General features: G+C 62.1%; 13 protein-coding genes and 1 tRNA gene. 7 read left to right on the top strand and 7 right to left on the bottom strand.

Going from position 1 to position 14,998, the window contains the following annotated elements; genetic code table 11:
- The first annotated feature begins 324 nt into the window (after positions 1-324).
- Positions 325-1,758 carry a sensor domain-containing diguanylate cyclase gene (locus VFL62_RS06430; RefSeq protein WP_325171529.1) on the top strand — a complete coding sequence of 478 codons (1,434 nt, stop codon included), beginning with the start codon at positions 325-327 and terminating at the stop codon, positions 1,756-1,758.
- 83 nt (positions 1,759-1,841) lie between these two features.
- Here the strand turns inward: VFL62_RS06430 and VFL62_RS06425 are convergent.
- A tRNA-Arg gene (locus tag VFL62_RS06425) sits at positions 1,842-1,918 on the bottom strand.
- A 229-nt stretch (positions 1,919-2,147) separates the two neighbouring features.
- Here VFL62_RS06425 and VFL62_RS06420 point away from each other — a divergent pair.
- A complete protein-coding gene (locus tag VFL62_RS06420; RefSeq protein ID WP_325171528.1) occupies positions 2,148-3,854 on the top strand; it encodes a SulP family inorganic anion transporter in 1,707 nt (568 codons plus the stop codon).
- 44 nt (positions 3,855-3,898) lie between these two features.
- On the opposite strand, the gene VFL62_RS06415 is transcribed toward VFL62_RS06420, so the two are convergent.
- From VFL62_RS06415 to VFL62_RS06405, 3 genes are all read right to left on the bottom strand, one after another.
- Entirely contained in the window at positions 3,899-4,303 is a 405-nt protein-coding gene (locus tag VFL62_RS06415; protein ID WP_325171527.1) for a YccF domain-containing protein, read from the bottom strand.
- A gap of 197 nt (positions 4,304-4,500) precedes the next feature.
- On the bottom strand, positions 4,501-6,258 hold the full coding sequence (locus tag VFL62_RS06410) for a putative bifunctional diguanylate cyclase/phosphodiesterase (protein WP_325171532.1): 1,758 nt from the start codon (positions 6,256-6,258) through the stop codon (positions 4,501-4,503).
- Positions 6,259-6,412: 154 nt separating this feature from the next.
- Positions 6,413-7,378, bottom strand: a complete 966-nt coding sequence (locus VFL62_RS06405) for a sensor histidine kinase (protein ID WP_325171531.1) — start codon at positions 7,376-7,378, stop codon at positions 6,413-6,415.
- A 401-nt stretch (positions 7,379-7,779) separates the two neighbouring features.
- On the opposite strand from VFL62_RS06405, the gene VFL62_RS06400 reads away from it, so the two are divergent.
- The 4 genes from VFL62_RS06400 (at position 7,780) to VFL62_RS06385 (ending at position 12,093) form a co-directional block, all read left to right on the top strand.
- The gene (locus VFL62_RS06400) at positions 7,780-8,622 is read left to right on the top strand and encodes a glucose 1-dehydrogenase (protein WP_325171526.1); all 843 of its coding nucleotides are present in this window, start codon (positions 7,780-7,782) and stop codon (positions 8,620-8,622) included.
- Between the two features lie 99 nt (positions 8,623-8,721).
- The gene (locus VFL62_RS06395; RefSeq protein ID WP_325171525.1) at positions 8,722-10,191 is read left to right on the top strand and encodes a bifunctional class I SAM-dependent methyltransferase/glycosyltransferase family 2 protein; all 1,470 of its coding nucleotides are present in this window, start codon (positions 8,722-8,724) and stop codon (positions 10,189-10,191) included.
- An 85-nt stretch (positions 10,192-10,276) separates the two neighbouring features.
- A complete protein-coding gene (locus VFL62_RS06390; protein WP_325171524.1) occupies positions 10,277-10,633 on the top strand; it encodes a DUF1428 domain-containing protein in 357 nt (118 codons plus the stop codon).
- 209 nt (positions 10,634-10,842) lie between these two features.
- Positions 10,843-12,093: a PHB depolymerase family esterase gene (locus VFL62_RS06385; RefSeq protein ID WP_325171523.1), complete on the top strand. Its 1,251-nt coding sequence runs from the start codon at positions 10,843-10,845 to the stop codon at positions 12,091-12,093.
- 42 nt (positions 12,094-12,135) lie between these two features.
- Here VFL62_RS06385 and VFL62_RS06380 read toward each other — a convergent pair whose 3' ends face one another.
- A complete protein-coding gene (locus VFL62_RS06380) occupies positions 12,136-12,810 on the bottom strand; it encodes an MBL fold metallo-hydrolase (protein ID WP_325171522.1) in 675 nt (224 codons plus the stop codon).
- A 150-nt stretch (positions 12,811-12,960) separates the two neighbouring features.
- On the opposite strand from VFL62_RS06380, the gene VFL62_RS06375 reads away from it, so the two are divergent.
- Positions 12,961-13,452 (top strand): MmcB family DNA repair protein, encoded by a 492-nt coding sequence (locus VFL62_RS06375; RefSeq protein WP_325171530.1) that lies wholly within the window; start codon positions 12,961-12,963, stop codon positions 13,450-13,452.
- On the opposite strand, the gene VFL62_RS06370 is transcribed toward VFL62_RS06375, so the two are convergent.
- Complete coding sequence (locus tag VFL62_RS06370) at positions 13,449-14,003, bottom strand: ActR/PrrA/RegA family redox response regulator transcription factor (protein ID WP_325171521.1); 555 nt, start codon at positions 14,001-14,003, stop codon at positions 13,449-13,451. The genes VFL62_RS06375 and VFL62_RS06370 overlap by 4 nt on opposite strands.
- An 86-nt stretch (positions 14,004-14,089) precedes the next feature.
- On the bottom strand, positions 14,090-14,998 hold a 909-nt coding region (locus VFL62_RS06365), incomplete at its 5' end, for an ActS/PrrB/RegB family redox-sensitive histidine kinase (RefSeq protein ID WP_325171520.1).

The raw sequence follows: 14,998 nt of genomic DNA, 5'->3' as shown, positions 1-14,998 counted from the left end.
CGAGCTCTCGATGGCGAACGGGCAACTCTCCGAGACGGTCGATGGATACCCCTCGCCAGGGCTCGGGCTCTTCTATCAGGCGCCGCGCTGGCGCTGGTGGCTGGTCAAGCTGCTCGAGACCTCAGGCTTGAGGAAATAGGAGGTCGAGAAAATAGCCGTTGTTTAGGCCGCCTGCCTTGCAGGCCAAACAGCGTGGAGCCACGGCCTGCATCAAACGGCGGCACCTTAACGAATCGCGCCTGATGCGGTAAGAAGATCCAAGCTCTCGTTCCATCAAAGGCTTGCATGTTAGCTCCATTCATTGATCCAAGTGACGACGCGAAAATGTTCGACATCGCGCCGGTCTCGCTCTGGATCGAGGACTACAGCGCGGTTCGAACCTTGTTCGAGCAGTGGCGTGCCGTGGGCGTGACCGATGTCAGGTCATTCCTCGCCACCAGTCCGGAACGCGTGCGACAGTGTTCACAGCGCATCCGCGTGCTGAAGGTCAACCGCAAGACCCTTTCGTTGTTCGGCGCCCGTGACCTTGACCATCTGATGGCCAATCTCGACCAGGTGCTGCGCGACGACACGTTCAAGAGCCATGTCCAGGAACTCGCCCAGCTCTGGGACGGCCAGACCAGCTTCTCCAGCCACACGGTGAACTACACGCTGGCCGGTGAACGTCTCGACATTCAGCTTCATGGCACCATTCTTCCGGGCCATGAGCAAAGCTGGGACCGCGTCATGGTGGCGATCGAGGACGTCACTGACCGGGAAAAGGCCCGCCGCCGCCTCGTCGAGAGCGAAAACTACGCATCCGGCCTGTTTGCCCATTCGCCGGTTTCGCTCTGGGTGGAGGACTTCAGCGCCCTGAAGCGCTTGATCGATGACGTGCGCGCGCGCGGGGTTGAGGATTTCCGCGTCTTCACCGATGTGCATGAGGAGTTCGTCTCGCGCTGCATGAATGAGATCCGCGTGCTCGACGTCAACAGTCGAACGCTCGAACTATTCGGCGCGCCGGACAAGGAGACCCTGCTGCGCAAACTCCCCGCGGTGTTTCGCGACGAGATGGAGCCGCATTTCCGCGAACAGCTCATCGATCTCTGGGACGGCAAGCTGTTCCAGCAGCGCGAGGTGGTGAACTATGCGCTCGACGGCACCAAGCTGCATCTTCTGCTGCAATTCTCTGTGCTGCCCGGCCATGAGCGGGACTGGGCGCTGGTGCAGGTTGCGCTGACCGACATCACCGCGCGCAAGAAAGCGGAGGCCTACCTCGAATATCTCGGCTCCCACGACGTGCTGACGCGCACGTTAAATCGTTCGTTCTATATCGACGAACTCAATCGGCTCGAACGCAAGGGGCCGCAGCCGGTCACCATCGTCATCGCCGACATCAACGGTCTGAAGGCGGCCAACGACGAATTCGGCCACGTCGCCGGCGACGCGCTGTTGCGCCGGGCGGGCGAAGTGTTCGGCTCGCTAGTGGAGAAACCGGCTTCGGTCGCACGTATCGGCGGTGACGAGTTCGCGGTGTTGCTGCCCGGTACCGACAGCGTTGTCGGGGAAGCCGTTCTCGGCACACTTGCCGAGCTCCTCGAGCTTAACAACCAGTACTATCCGGACATCCCGCTTGGCATCTCGACCGGGATCGCAACCAGCCGGCCGGGCGAGCGGCTGGAACAGACGGCCAAACGCGCCGACATGAAGATGCTTCAGGCCAAGCGCATGCATTATCTGCAAGCCAATCGGGACCAGCGCGGAGCTGGTACGTCGTAAGACGCCCCTCGCGTCGGTGCCGACGCAACCAAGGATTTGGGAGCGTCAATTCTCGGCTCGGGAAATCGACGATTTTGCCGAAGTGGCGCACCCGACACGATTCGAACGTGTGACCTTTGCCTTCGGAGGGCAACGCTCTATCCAGCTGAGCTACGGGTGCGTTGCGGTTCATTTAGCCGATTGGCCCGGTATCGGCAATGCCCGCCCGCGGGCCGCGTTGCCTTGGTCTCGCAGAGACGCCCCCCGCCAGCCAGCGATGGCAATCTTGATTTTGTCGGGTGAACATCGTCCAGTAGCCCCGAAACAGACGTAACGACGGCGCCCGGCAGCCGTTCTGCCGTGTTCGGGCCGCGCTCTTCACCGGTCTTGCGAGGGGGAACTTGCGCATCATGGGAGATCAATCCGAGGCTTCCAGCGGCGCCGCGGGCTGGCCGATCTTTCGTTCGCTGTCCAACTATCGCCTGTCCTATCTCAGGGGGGATTTGTTCTCCGGCTTGACTCTCGCCGCAATCGTCGTGCCGGAGCAGATGGCGACCGCGCGTCTTGGCGGCTTTGCGCCGCAGATCGGTTTTTTCGCCTTCGTCGCCGGTTCGATCGCCTTTGCGGTGTTCGGCGGCAACCGCTTCCTGTCGTCGGGCGCGGATTCGACCATCACGCCGATCTTTGCCGGCGGACTTGCCGCACTGGCTGCGGCGGGCTCACCGGATTACGCCACGCTGGCAGCCGCGCTCGCGCTGATGACCGGACTGATGCTGGTGGCATCGGGCATTTTCCGTCTGGGCTGGATCGCCGATCTGCTGTCGATCCCGGTCACCATCGGTTTTCTCGCCGGCATTTCGGCGCACATCCTGATCTCGCAGCTGCCGGCGATCCTCGGACTGCCGGCGGCCGAAGGTCCCATGCTTGAGCGGCTGGCGATCCTGCTCGCACATCTCGGCGAGGCCAACGGCTTTACGCTCGTCATCGGTCTTGGCGTGCTCGCGATCATCGCGCTGTCCGAGCAGATCGATGCGCGGATTCCCGGTGCCTTGATCGGCCTGGCGCTGGCCGCTGCCGCGGTGGTGCTGTTGCGTCTCGAGGCGCGCGGGGTCAGTGTTCTCGGCAGCATTTCGGTTGAGAGGCCCGCGCTCGAAATTCCAGTGATATCCGCTGGCCGCCTGACCAGCCTGTTGTCGCTCAGCCTCATCATTTCGGTGGTCGTGATGGTGCAGACTGCGGCAACGACGCGCTCGTTTCCCACCGATCCCAACGAGCCGCCCGACGTCAATCGCGACTTCATCGGCGTCGGCGTCGGCAGCGTCTTTGCCGGGCTGATCGGCGCCTTTCCGGTCAATGCGAGCCCGCCGCGCACGGCCGTGGTATCGGAAACCGGCGGCCGCTCGCAGATCGCGGGACTTGCCGCAGTCGCAATCGTCATTCTGCTGCTCGCCTTTGGCACCGCATTGCTGCACCGAATCCCCAACGCCGCGCTTGGCGGCGTTCTGTTGTTCGTCGCGCTGCGCATCATCCGCTTCCGCCAAATCATGACCGTCGCCCGGCAATCGCTCGGCGAATTTCTGCTGATCCTGGCGACAGCGGCGGCGATCATCGTGCTGCCGATCGAACAGGGCGTCGGCCTGGGTATCGGACTGTCGCTGCTGCATGGCATCTGGAGCACGACGCGCGCCCGCGTGCAGCCGTTCGAGCGCGTGCCCGGCACCTCGATCTGGTGGCCGGTCGGTTCCAAGCTCCCGGGTGAGCAGGAAGCAGGCGTGATCGTCGTCGGCTTCCAGGCGCCGTTATCGTTCCTCAATGCCTATGAATTCCGGCGCGATATCCTCGCCCGCCTGACCTCGGCGTCGCAAAAAATCCGTCTCTTGGTGCTGGAGGCGACCGGCATCGTCGAGATCGATTTCACCGCATCCCAGGTGCTGGCCGAGGTCATCCGGCAGTGCCAAGCCGCCGGAATCGATTTCACCATCGCGCGTCTTGAGTCCACACGCGCGCAGGAAGCGCTGGTGCGGTTCGGCATTACGGATCTGCTCGGCCCCGATCGTCAATTTCACAGCGTAGAGGAAGCGATCCGCGCCCGCACCGGCAAGGACGTGACGGGATGACGGTCCGATCGAGCGTGGCGTTTCAAAAACTTCGGAAGCGGACACTAGGCCGGAACGATTGCACGCCCGATCGGCCAGAGCGCAATGCCGGCGAGTTTCAGATGCGCCCAGGCGAAGGGAATGCCGATGATCGTCACGGCGAGAATGATCGCCGTCACGAGGTGACCGAGCGCGAGCCACCAACCGGCGAGCAGGAGCCAGATCAAGTTGCCGATGAATCCCAGCAGGCCGGTACCGAGATCGGACTGCCCGGTCAGCAGATCGCGGCGCACCGCCCGCTGACCGAACGGCAACAACGTATAGACCGCGATGTTGAACGCGGCCCGCGCCCACGGTAGACCGATAATGGTGATCGCCATGATGATCGCGGCGACAACCCAGCCTGCCGACATCCACACGCCGCCGAGCAGCAGCCACAGGATGTTCAGAAATATCGAAACGGGTTGCATGAAGATTCTTCCTCGGTCGGTTGCCGCGCGAGGATAGCAAGGAAGCCGCGATCCCGGAATGACCTAAGAAGCCCCTGCCTTATGAAAGCCCGGCGCGCCATCATTCGATCGTCACAATTTCGGTAGCCACGCGGGATTCGCGACTGCCTTGACGAGCAGCCCCTCTCAGCCGGACGGAAATGTCGGAAACCGTGCCCTTAGCGGCGGTAGCGCGCCGGGCGTGCATCGTTGCTGCGGCGATTTTCCTGCACCGGCCGGCTCGATTCGCTGACGCGCGTTTCGCTGGACGCCGGGACGACGAGCTTGAGCTCTTCCAGAAAGATCGGACGCGCGAAGTAAAAGCCCTGGGCATAACGAATGCGGCTGGCGGCCTGCAGGTAGGCCAGCTCCTCGAAGGTTTCGATGCCCTCCGCAATCATGGTGATGCCGAGCGCCTCGGCGAGCGATTCGATCGCGCGCAGAATCCCCTGGCTGCGCGGACGAAGATGAATGTCCTTGATGAAGGAACGGTCGATCTTGATTTCGTCGGCCGTGATGTCGGCCAGCGCCGACAATGACGAATAGCCGGTGCCGAAATCATCGATCGAGATGCCGACCCCGAGTTCGCGCAGCATCGGCACCACCTCGCTCTGAAACCGCGTCTTGGTGACGAAAGCGTCTTCCGTGACTTCGATCATGAAGCGCCTGGGAAAGCCGGTGGCTTTCAGTGCGTCGGCAAACGAGCGCATGAACGCGGGACTGTCGGCTTGCTTGGCCGCGACGTTGATGCTGATTGTCGCCGTCGGGCCGAAGGTCTCGTTGATGAGATCGATCGATTTGACGATCTCCGCCAGCACCAGATGCGTCAGCTCGTCGATCAAGCCGAGTTCGGCGGCGAGATCGATGAAGGTCCCGGGAGCCTGAATCACGCCGTCGTCGTCACGCAGGCGCACCAGCGCCTCGACGCCTTCCACGACCTTGGTCCGGATGTCGACTTTGGGTTGGAATGCGCAGCAGAACCGCTTCTCCAGGATGGCATGCCGCAGCGATTGCTCGACCTTCATACGCGCGAGCGCCTCGCGCTCCATGCTGCTGTTGAAGAAAGCGGCCGCGCCCTTGCCCTCGTTCTTGATCCGATACATCGCGATATCGGCGTTCTGCAGCAGCGCATCGTAGCTGCGGCCGTGATCGGGAAACAGGCTGACACCGATCGATATCGAGGCAAAGATCTCGGATTCATCGATAAAGAACGGCGCTTTCAGCCGCTGCAAGGTCGCCTCGATATACTCGGCCACTTCCTGTTCGTTGTCGATCGGCGCGAGCAGCAGCAGAAATTCATCACCGCTGATTCGCGACAACATGTCGGTTTCGCGCAAATTGAGCCCGAGCCGCCTGGCGACTTCGATCAAAAGCGAGTCTCCGACCGCATGGCCGTAATAGTCGTTGATGTGTTTGAAATTATCGATATCGAGAAAAGCGACTGCAAAGGCATTGCCAGGCTCATAGCTCTTGATCAGGCTTTGCACGCGATGTTCGATCACCCGCCGCATCGGCAGGCCCGTCAGCTCGTCAAAATAAGCGGCGCGGAACAGGTGGTCCTCGACCGCTTTTTGCTCGCTGATATCGCTCGAACACGACAACAACAGATTGCGGCCCGCAATGGACACCGGGCGGTGTGCCGCGAGGAGAACCTGCGATCCGTTGCCGGCGCCGGCCAGTTCGGCAACGCTCGTGCGCCCGGCGCGGAGCAGCTCCAGCCCGATCGCCCGCCGCTCGTCCAGATGCTTTTCGGCGATCTCGTTGCATGATCCTGCGGCGAGCCCGAGCTGCGAAACGGCGGCGTCGTTGATCAAAACAAAGCGGCCGTCTTCGTCCTGAACCGTGACGCCGGCCGGAAGCAGGCGGAGAATATCCCGCAACAGGCCGGAATCGCGATCGGGAGCGAATTCAGCTTGATCGTGCTGGGGAGACGGCATCTCGCGCGGACTGTTCATGGCCGGCGGAGACTCGCAAAGTCTCTTGTAGTTTTGGTTAAGTGCGCCATCACGGACCGACGCTCAAACGCCTCGATCGCAAGCTGCCGCGATTGTCATTAACAGAACGTCAACGGATCAGGCGGCGAGGGCGCGGTCACGCCTTGGGAATGCGGCATTGCATGGTGCAATGGACCCCGCTCTTCAAAAAGCTGATCTCGGTCTTGCCGTCGAACGCCCCGAGCGCCGATTCCAGCAATTTGGTTCCAAATCCTGGCTTGCCGACCGTCGAGATCGCAGGCCCTTCGGTTTCATCCCAGGCGATATTCAGGCGGTCGTCGCTCGTCGACCACGACACCTGCAACATGCCACGTTCGGAGGAAAAAGCGCCGTATTTCGCGGCGTTGGTCGCAAGCTCGTGAAAGACCAACGCAAGACTGACCGCGAGCTTCGCCGGCAGAAACAGCCGCTCGCCGTTCAGATTGAAGCGGACATGGCCATAAGGGCCAAGTTCGGAAAGCAGCAGGTCCTTGATGTCGCAACCGTCGCCGTCGACCTTGGTGATGAGCTCGTCGGTCGCAGCCAGCGCCCGCAGGCGGTGATCGACACTGGTCCAGACCTGCGGGTGGTTCTGCAACACCTGGTGCAAGACGGCGTGCACCGTCGACAGCTTGTTTTTAAGCCGGTGCTGGAGCTCGTCGACGACGAGCTTGCGATATTCCTCCTCGCGGATGAGCCGCTTGGAAATTTCGCGCTGCCCTGAGGCCACCGAACGATAGTGCTCGACGCCCCAGACCGTCAGTCCGCTGACGATGGTGTAGATGACAAGCAAGACCGCGCGCGGAAAGAAATTGCCCGGTGCATCGCCAAAATTCAGCGCGACGCCGAGCCCGCCGCCAAGCACGGCGGTGGCGACCCCGGTACGATAACCGCAGAGAGCGGTCGCGAAGAACACGGCCGGGAAATACGGCGTGAAATAGACGTCCGGCCGAATCATCGCGAGCAGCCATCGCGCGGCCGTCGACAGTGTCAGGCAGCCAATCGAAAAGCCGATGCTGAACCGCAGCGAAGGCCGCGAGATTCCGTGCCAACCCTGTCGAAATTCATCGATCAATCCTGTCACAGGCCGCATTGGGGGGCATTCCAGATCCGAAGGCTCGCTCACCATAGCCGAAATCCGCCCGGCCGCACCCCTCATCGGCGAGCCCCCACCTTCAACACCGGAATGGCGCGGGGCATTCCACGCGGCGAAATCCGCCGGACGGTGATCCGCGCCCCTTGCCGGCTGCTTGAGCGAGCGTCTTTCGAATGTCGGGATCATCGAATTCCGCGCGATTGGCGCCAGCACCCGAATTGCGCGGTGGCGCTTCGAGCGGATTTGACATTCGCTCCCCTCGCCCGGGATGCGTGAGGCGGACGTCAAATCCAAAACCCCCCACTCGAAGCCTAAAAATGTTAGAACCGGACCACGAGGCCGGCCGCCGATATTTTTACGCGACCGTGTCAAAAAGGAGGACGACCAGGATGAGACGACTGGATGGCAAAGTCGCGGTAATCACCGGTGCAACGAGCGGCATCGGACTGCGCACCGCTGAAATATTCGTGGCCGAGGGCGCCAAGATCGTCGTCGCCGGCCGGCGCGTGGCGGAAGGCGAAGCCTTGGCCAACAGGCTCGGCGCGGCGTGCCTGTTCCGCCGCGCCGACGTCACGGTCGAAGACGACATCCGCAAGCTGATCGGCGAGGCGGTCGACAGATTCGGCCGTATCGATTGCCTCTTCAATAATGCCGGCGGCCCCGCCCAGACCGGCGGAATCGAAGGGCTTGATGCCGATCGGTTCGATCTGGCGATGGCCACGCTCGTACGCAGCGTGATGCTCGGCATGAAGCATGCAGCGCCGCATATGCGCCGTCAGGGCTCCGGCAGCATCATCAACAATGGCAGCATCGCCGGACGACTGGCCGGCTTCTCGTCCTCGGTGGTCTACAGCGCCGCCAAGGCGGCCGTCATCCATCTCACCAAATGCGTCGCCATGGAGCTTGGCGAAGCCGGCATCCGCGTCAACAGCATTTCGCCCGGCGCGATCGCAACCGGCATCTTCGGCAAGGCGCTCGGTCTCTCGGTCGAGGCGGCGGAGAAAACACCCGAGATCATGCGGGAGGTATACAAGAGCGCGCAACCGATCCCGCGCGCCGGCCTGCCGGAGGACATCGCGCATGCGGCCGTGTTTCTCGCCAGCGATGAATCAAGCTTCATCAACGGGCACGACCTCGTGATCGACGGCGCGATTACCGGCGGCCGCAACTGGACGGCGCAGCAGCAGGGCTATGCCGCCTTGCGCAAGGCGTTCGATCAGGCCGGCGGCTGATCGCCCGCCTCGAGAAACCGGGCGGCGCCCGCGGCTGACGAATTTACACCATTTGACCCATCGGCTAAGACGACCTTCGTCTCCCCCGCGGAGGTCAAGATGTATTTGAGGCCGTCCGACGCCGCTCGCTCCCTTGAGCTGCCAACGCAGCGCAAACGCGACCTCGTCGATCATTTCGAGAGCAATGTCGACGAGCTGGAGCGGTGGCGCAAATTCAACGCCGCCTACCACGAAGACGACTTCAAGTTCATGCGCTTCCTGATTCCGCCGGGCAAGCGGGTGCTGGAACTGGGATGCGGCCGCGGCGACTTGCTGGCGGCGCTGCAGCCCTCTTACGGCGTCGGCATCGACTTCGGGGCCAAGACCATCGCGAAGGCCAACGAGCTGCATCCCGATCTCTTTTTCGTGCTTGGCGATGTCGAGGATCCGGACACGCTCGGTTCGATCGAGGGACCGTTCGATTATATCGTGATTGCCGACACCATCGGCATGTTCGAGGACATCGATGCGACGCTGCGGCTGGTGCATCATCTGTGTGCACCGTCGACGCGGATCATCATCTCCTATTACTCGCATTTGTGGGAACCGATTCTCAAAGTGGCCGAGGCGCTGCGGCTGCGCGCCAGGCAGCCGACCATCAACTACATCGCGACCGCTGATTTTCTCAACCTGATGGACCTTGCCGATTTCGAAGTCATCGGCCAGGAGCAGCGCCAGCTCCTGCCGCGCCACTGGCTCGGTCTCGGCCCATTCATCAACCGCTTCATCGCGCCGCTGCCGGGTATCCGCAGACTGTGCCTGCGGACCTATCTGGTCGGCCGTCCCGTCCGCGTGTTCCCGGAACGAAAGTTCTCGGCCAGCATTCTCATTCCCTGCCGCAATGAAAGCGGCAATATCGAAAGCGCGATTAAGCGCATGCCGCGCTTTGGCGCCGCGCAGGAAATCCTGTTCGTCGAAGGCAACTCCAGCGACGACACCTTCGCCGAATGCGAGCGCGTGCGCGATGCCTACAAGGATTCATGGAACATCAAGGTCATCAAGCAGGACGGCAAAGGCAAGGGCGACGCGGTGCGCAAGGGTTTTGCCGCCGCCACCGGCGATGTCTTGATGATCCTCGACGCCGATCTGACCATGCCGCCTGAGGCGCTGCCGAAATTTCATGCGATCATCGAGACCGGCAAGGCCGAATTCGTCAACGGCACCCGCCTCGTCTACCCGATGGAAAACGAGGCGATGCGTCCGCTCAACTTCATCGCCAATCGTTTCTTCGCCTATCTGTTCAGCTATCTCGTCAATACGCGCCTCACCGATACGCTGTGCGGCACCAAGGTGCTGCTGCGCAAGGATTATGAAGTGCTGGCGCGCGAGCGCAGCTATTTCGGCAACTTCGATCCATTCGGCGATTTCGATCTGATCTTCGGCGCGGCGAAACAAAATCTGAAAATCATCGAGACGCCGATCCACTACAAGGCGCGCACCTTTGGCGAGACGCAGATTTCACGTTTTCGCGATGGCTGGCTGCTGTTGAAAATGGTGTGGTTCGCCTATCGCAAATTGAAGGCGATCTAGCATCCCGGGTGCCAAGTTCGTCGCATTTTTATGGGAGCCGCGTTTCGAAGTTCGAACCCGGCAGAACGCCACGAGGAGCCGAACGATGTATATCGCAGGATTCGTGATTCCCGTGCCGGAGGAAAAGATGGAGGCCTATCGCGCATGGGCCGAACGAGGCGCAGCCATCTTCAGGAAATACGGTTGTGTCGAGATCGTCGAAGCTTGCGAGGATTACATCCCGAGCGGCAAATATACCGACTTTCGTCGCGCCGTTGACGCGAAGGATGGGGAAAAGATCGTCTTCACCTGGCAGATATGGCCCGACAAAGCGAGCCTTGAGTCTGCCGAAGCCAGGATGCACCAGGACAACGCGCTGGAAGTTTCGGGTGAGATTCCCTTTGATGCCAAGCGTCTGATTCTCGGATGTTTCAAGCCGCTGCATACGATGGGCCGCGGTTGAATCGTCGGCGCTGCGAAAGCGACCTACGTCATTGCTCAAGAATTTCGCAAGACGCGCCGCATTTCTGTCACGTGCGCGTTAATGACGTTGCGCGGGGGGCACGCAAACTAAAATTTCTGAGGACTGATAGCACACGGCCTTTTTATTTCGCACTGCAACAATTATCTGGTTTGAGGATTGTCCCGATTCTTCGGGCTTAAGGAGCAGCCGTGTCGCTAGCCAAGAACATCGAATTTCTGCGTCATCTGCCGCGGCTGCCGGGACTGCATGGCTGGAACGGGCTCGACCATATGTTGCCCGGTGGAATCCGCAGCCCGATGGTTGAAACGCGGCAGTTCGGTACCAACCCGGGCGACTTGCGCATGTACTCCTATGTGCCGCCGGACCTGCCCCCGTCTCCGGCGCTGGTGGTCGTGCTGCACGGCTGTGGACAAACTGCAGCCGGCTATGACATCGGCACCGGCTGGTCGACGCTCGCCAAACATTACGGCTTCGTGTTGCTGATGCCCGAGCAGCAAGCGAGCAACAATGCGCACGGCTGCTTCAACTGGTTCAATCCGGAAGACACCAAGCGCGGCCACGGCGAAGCCTGCTCGATCCGACAGATGATCGCGCGCATGGTGAGCCAGCATCGGATCGACAAGCACCGCGTCTTCATCACCGGACTGTCCGCGGGCGGCGCCATGACATCGGTCATGCTTGCCACCTATCCGGAAGTGTTCGCCGCCGGCGCGATTATCGCAGGGCTGCCTTATGGCGTCGCGAGTAACGTGCGGGAAGCCTTGAGCGGCATGTTGCGCTCGCCGGCCCGCTCCTCGCATGAACTCGGCAATCTGGTGCGCAATGCCTGCAAGCATCGCGCGCCGTGGCCGCGCGTTTCGGTGTGGCACGGCACTGCGGATCGTACCGTCAATCCCGCCAATGCCGATGAGATCGTCAAGCAATGGCTCGACGTGCACCGGCTGCCGCCGCATCCGATGGCCGAGAACATCGTCGACGGCCATCCGCATCAGGTCTGGTGGAATTCGGACGGCGAGACGGTGGTGGAATCCTACACCATCACCGACATGGCCCACGGCACCCCGCTTGGCAAAGCCGAAAATGATGAACGCTACGGAAAAGAAGGCGCGTTCCTGATCGAGGCCGGCATTTCGTCTTCGTACCATATCGCAAATTTCTTCGGCCTGACTGGCGGCGTCGCCAAGCCCGCCAAGTCGCCGTCTCGTGCCCGCCAGGATTCGCCGAGCGCCAAATTGATTCCGCTGGCGTCTCCGCTCCAGGCCTCCGTCCCCGATCTGACCAAGGTGCTGCAGCCGCTGATCGCTGCGAAGCCGGCTCCGAACAGCCCGCCAAAACCGAAACCCGGCGCGTCAGCAAAGTCCGCCCCCAAGCGGCGGCGCGCCCTGGATGTCAGCGCGGTCATCACCCGCGCGCTGACCGCTGCCGGCCTGATGAAATAGCCACGAGAGCTTGCGGCTTTCGCCGCTTCTCGACTTGGAGGATCACATCGCGCCGGTGAGGAACGGATTGGTCATGCGTTCATGGCCGATTCTCGAGCCGGCCCCGTGGCCGCAGATGAAGCCGACATCGTCGCCGAGCGGCAACAGCTTTTGCTTGATCGAGCGGATCAGCGTGGCGTGATCGCCGCCGGGCAAATCGGTGCGACCGACCGAGCCGTTGAACAACACGTCGCCGACATGGGCGAACCGCAGCTCTTTGTTGAAGAACACGACGCTGCCCGGGGAATGGCCGGGACAATGCAAGATGTCGAAGGTCAGCTCACCGACCGAAACTTGCTCGCCTTCGTCGAGCCAGCGATCCGGCGCGAAGTCGCGCATGCCCGACATGCCGAAGCGCTGCCCGCTCGTCACCACATTGTCGAGGAGGAATTTGTCGGCGAGATGCGGGCCCTCGATTTGGACCTTGAGGGCGTCGCGCAAGTCGGCGGCGCCGCCGACGTGATCGATGTGGCCGTGCGTGATCCAGATCTTCTCGACCGCAACTTTGGCCTCGGCAATAGCGGCCTGGATTCTGTCGACGTCGCCGCCCGGATCGATCACCACGGCTTTTTGGGTCGCCGTGCACCAAAGCAGAGTGCAGTTCTGTTCGAACGGCGTCACCGGCACGATCATCGCGCCGGCCTTCGGCTTGTTTTCGGATGGCTGTGTCTCTGTCATGGGCAGCACATTGCCGATTTTTTGCGGGCCGCCAAGGGAAAGTTAAGCTGGTCCGCGCGCTGGCGGAACAATGTGACCGGGTCGCGGCAAGCCCATCGCGACTGCAGAAGCCCGTTTCCACCCAATGGTTCAGGCCTTATGCTTGAGGTCATGGAATCGCTTGCCAAGCTCAATGTTGTGCCCGCCCCCGACGGCCGCCAGTCGCAGACGGCGCTTGCGATCGCGCGCGGCACCGCGCGGCTTCTGCATTCACTGGGTTTTGCCTGTATCGCCGAGATGCCGCTGCCGTCGGGCCGCCGCGCCGACCTCGTCGCCATCAACGAGCGCGGCGAGATCTGGATCGTCGAGATCAAATCCTCAGTGGAGGATTTGCGCGCCGACCAGAAATGGCCGGAGTATCGCAGCCACTGCGATCGGCTGTTCTTTGCCTTCATGCAGAATTTGCCGCGCGAGATATTCCCGGATGAAACCGGGCTGATCATTGCGGACGCCTATGGCGCGCATCTTGAGCGCACGGCGCCCGAGCACCGCTTGCCGGCCCCGACGCGCAAATCGATGACGGTGCGGTTTGCCGTCACGGCGGCGCAGCGGATGAACCGCCTGGTCGATCCGCAGGGCCATATCCTGGGTGAAGAAATCTAGCGCGGGGCGCGCTTGGCCAAAATCCGCTGCAAGGTGCGGCGATGCATGTTCAGCCGCCGGGCGGTTTCCGAGACGTTCCGATTGCACATCTCGTAGATCCGTTGGATGTGTTCCCAGCGCACGCGATCGGCCGACATCGGGTTGCTCGGCGGTTCGGACTTCTGGTTGCCAAGCGCCAGCAGCGCAGACACCACGTCATCCGCATCGGCCGGCTTGGAAAGATAATCGACCGCCCCGAGCTTTACCGCGGTGACGGCGGTCGCGATATTGCCGTAGCCGGTCAGAATGATGGCGCGCGCATCGGGACGCTTGCGCTTCAGCGCCGACACCAGATCGATCCCGTTACCGTCGCCGAGCCGCAGATCCACCACCGCAAAAGCCGGGGCGGCCTTGGCGATCTGCGTCAGGCCTTCCGCGACGCTGTCGCAGGAGGTGACGGCAAATCCCCTGGTTTCCATGGCGCGGGCGAGCCGCTCCAAAAACGGCTTGTCGTCCTCCACGATCAGAAGTGAACGATCGGGGTGTGCGGCCAGTTCAGCAATCGCGTTCAAGATAGCGCATCCTCATGGGATCGAGACCCTCAAGATATGGTGCCCAAAGAGGCCCGCCAAGACCATCGAAAGTCGATTTCATCCACTCAGGTTAACTCCGCCGAGGGTTCCTTGACCTCAAACCGGCTTCGCGGCCACACGATCTGCACCACCGCACCGTGTTCGGGAAAGACGCGGTTGGTAAACGAAACCGTGGCGCCGGTACGCTCGAGCAGGGTGCGGGCGATGAATATCCCAAGCCCAAGACCGCCACGCGCGCCTTCGCTTTCCTCGCCACCGCGCCGCCGCGACAAATAGGGCTCGCCGATCCGCTTCAGCAGATCGGGCGCGATACCCGGGCCGTCGTCGGAAATGACGATCTCGACGGTCTCCGCATTCCACCACGCATTGACCTCCACCGTCGAGCGGGCGAAATCGACGGCGTTTTCCAGGATATTGCCGACGCCATAGATGACGGCCGGATTTCGCATCCCGACAGGCTCGGGCGTACCGGCAACCGCAATGCGCACCTTGATCGCAACCTCGAAGCCGCGGTGCGGCGCCACCGTCTCCTCGATCAGGGCGGACAGCGGCATCTGATCGAACGGCGCGCCTGTCGAAGACAACTGCGTGATCTTGGCGAGGATGTCGCGACAGCGCTGCGCCTGCTCGCGCAAGGTCCTGATATCGCCGGCGAGCGGCGATTTATCCTCGAGACCCTGCTCCAGCTCGCGCGAGATCAGAAAGATCGTCGATAGCGGCGTGCCCAGCTCGTGCGCGGCAGCCGCCGCCAGACCGTCGAGCTGGGTCAAATGCTGCTCGCGCGCCAGCACCAGTTCTGTTGCCGCCAGCGCATCCGACAGCTTGCGCGCTTCTTCGGCGACCTGGAAGGCGTAGAGGCTGGTGACGCCAATCGCCACAACGATCGAGAGCCAGACGCCGAACAGATAGATCGGCGGCAACACCAGCGGATCGTCGCTGTCCCACGGCAGCGGGAAATGAACGAACACCAGGAC

This window comes from Bradyrhizobium sp., from assembly GCF_035701725.1.
Classification (GTDB): Bacteria; Pseudomonadota; Alphaproteobacteria; order Rhizobiales; family Xanthobacteraceae; genus Bradyrhizobium.
Note: the sequence above shows the minus strand (reverse complement) of the source record. Positions and strands in the feature narration are given on the sequence as shown.

What these genes read in the sequence shown, in the direction of transcription:
- VFL62_RS06375 (WP_325171530.1), top strand. Translation starts at nt 12,961, where the DNA reads ATGGAATCGCTTGCCAAGCTCAATGTTGTGCCCGCCCCCGACGGCCGC.
- VFL62_RS06400 (WP_325171526.1), top strand. Translation starts at nt 7,780, where the DNA reads ATGAGACGACTGGATGGCAAAGTCGCGGTAATCACCGGTGCAACGAGC.
- VFL62_RS06420 (WP_325171528.1), top strand. Translation starts at nt 2,148, where the DNA reads ATGGGAGATCAATCCGAGGCTTCCAGCGGCGCCGCGGGCTGGCCGATC.
- VFL62_RS06410 (WP_325171532.1), bottom strand. Translation starts at nt 6,258, where the DNA reads ATGCCGTCTCCCCAGCACGATCAAGCTGAATTCGCTCCCGATCGCGAT.
- VFL62_RS06430 (WP_325171529.1), top strand. Translation starts at nt 325, where the DNA reads ATGTTCGACATCGCGCCGGTCTCGCTCTGGATCGAGGACTACAGCGCG.
- VFL62_RS06395 (WP_325171525.1), top strand. Translation starts at nt 8,722, where the DNA reads ATGTATTTGAGGCCGTCCGACGCCGCTCGCTCCCTTGAGCTGCCAACG.
- VFL62_RS06415 (WP_325171527.1), bottom strand. Translation starts at nt 4,303, where the DNA reads ATGCAACCCGTTTCGATATTTCTGAACATCCTGTGGCTGCTGCTCGGC.
- VFL62_RS06380 (WP_325171522.1), bottom strand. Translation starts at nt 12,810, where the DNA reads ATGACAGAGACACAGCCATCCGAAAACAAGCCGAAGGCCGGCGCGATG.
- VFL62_RS06390 (WP_325171524.1), top strand. Translation starts at nt 10,277, where the DNA reads ATGTATATCGCAGGATTCGTGATTCCCGTGCCGGAGGAAAAGATGGAG.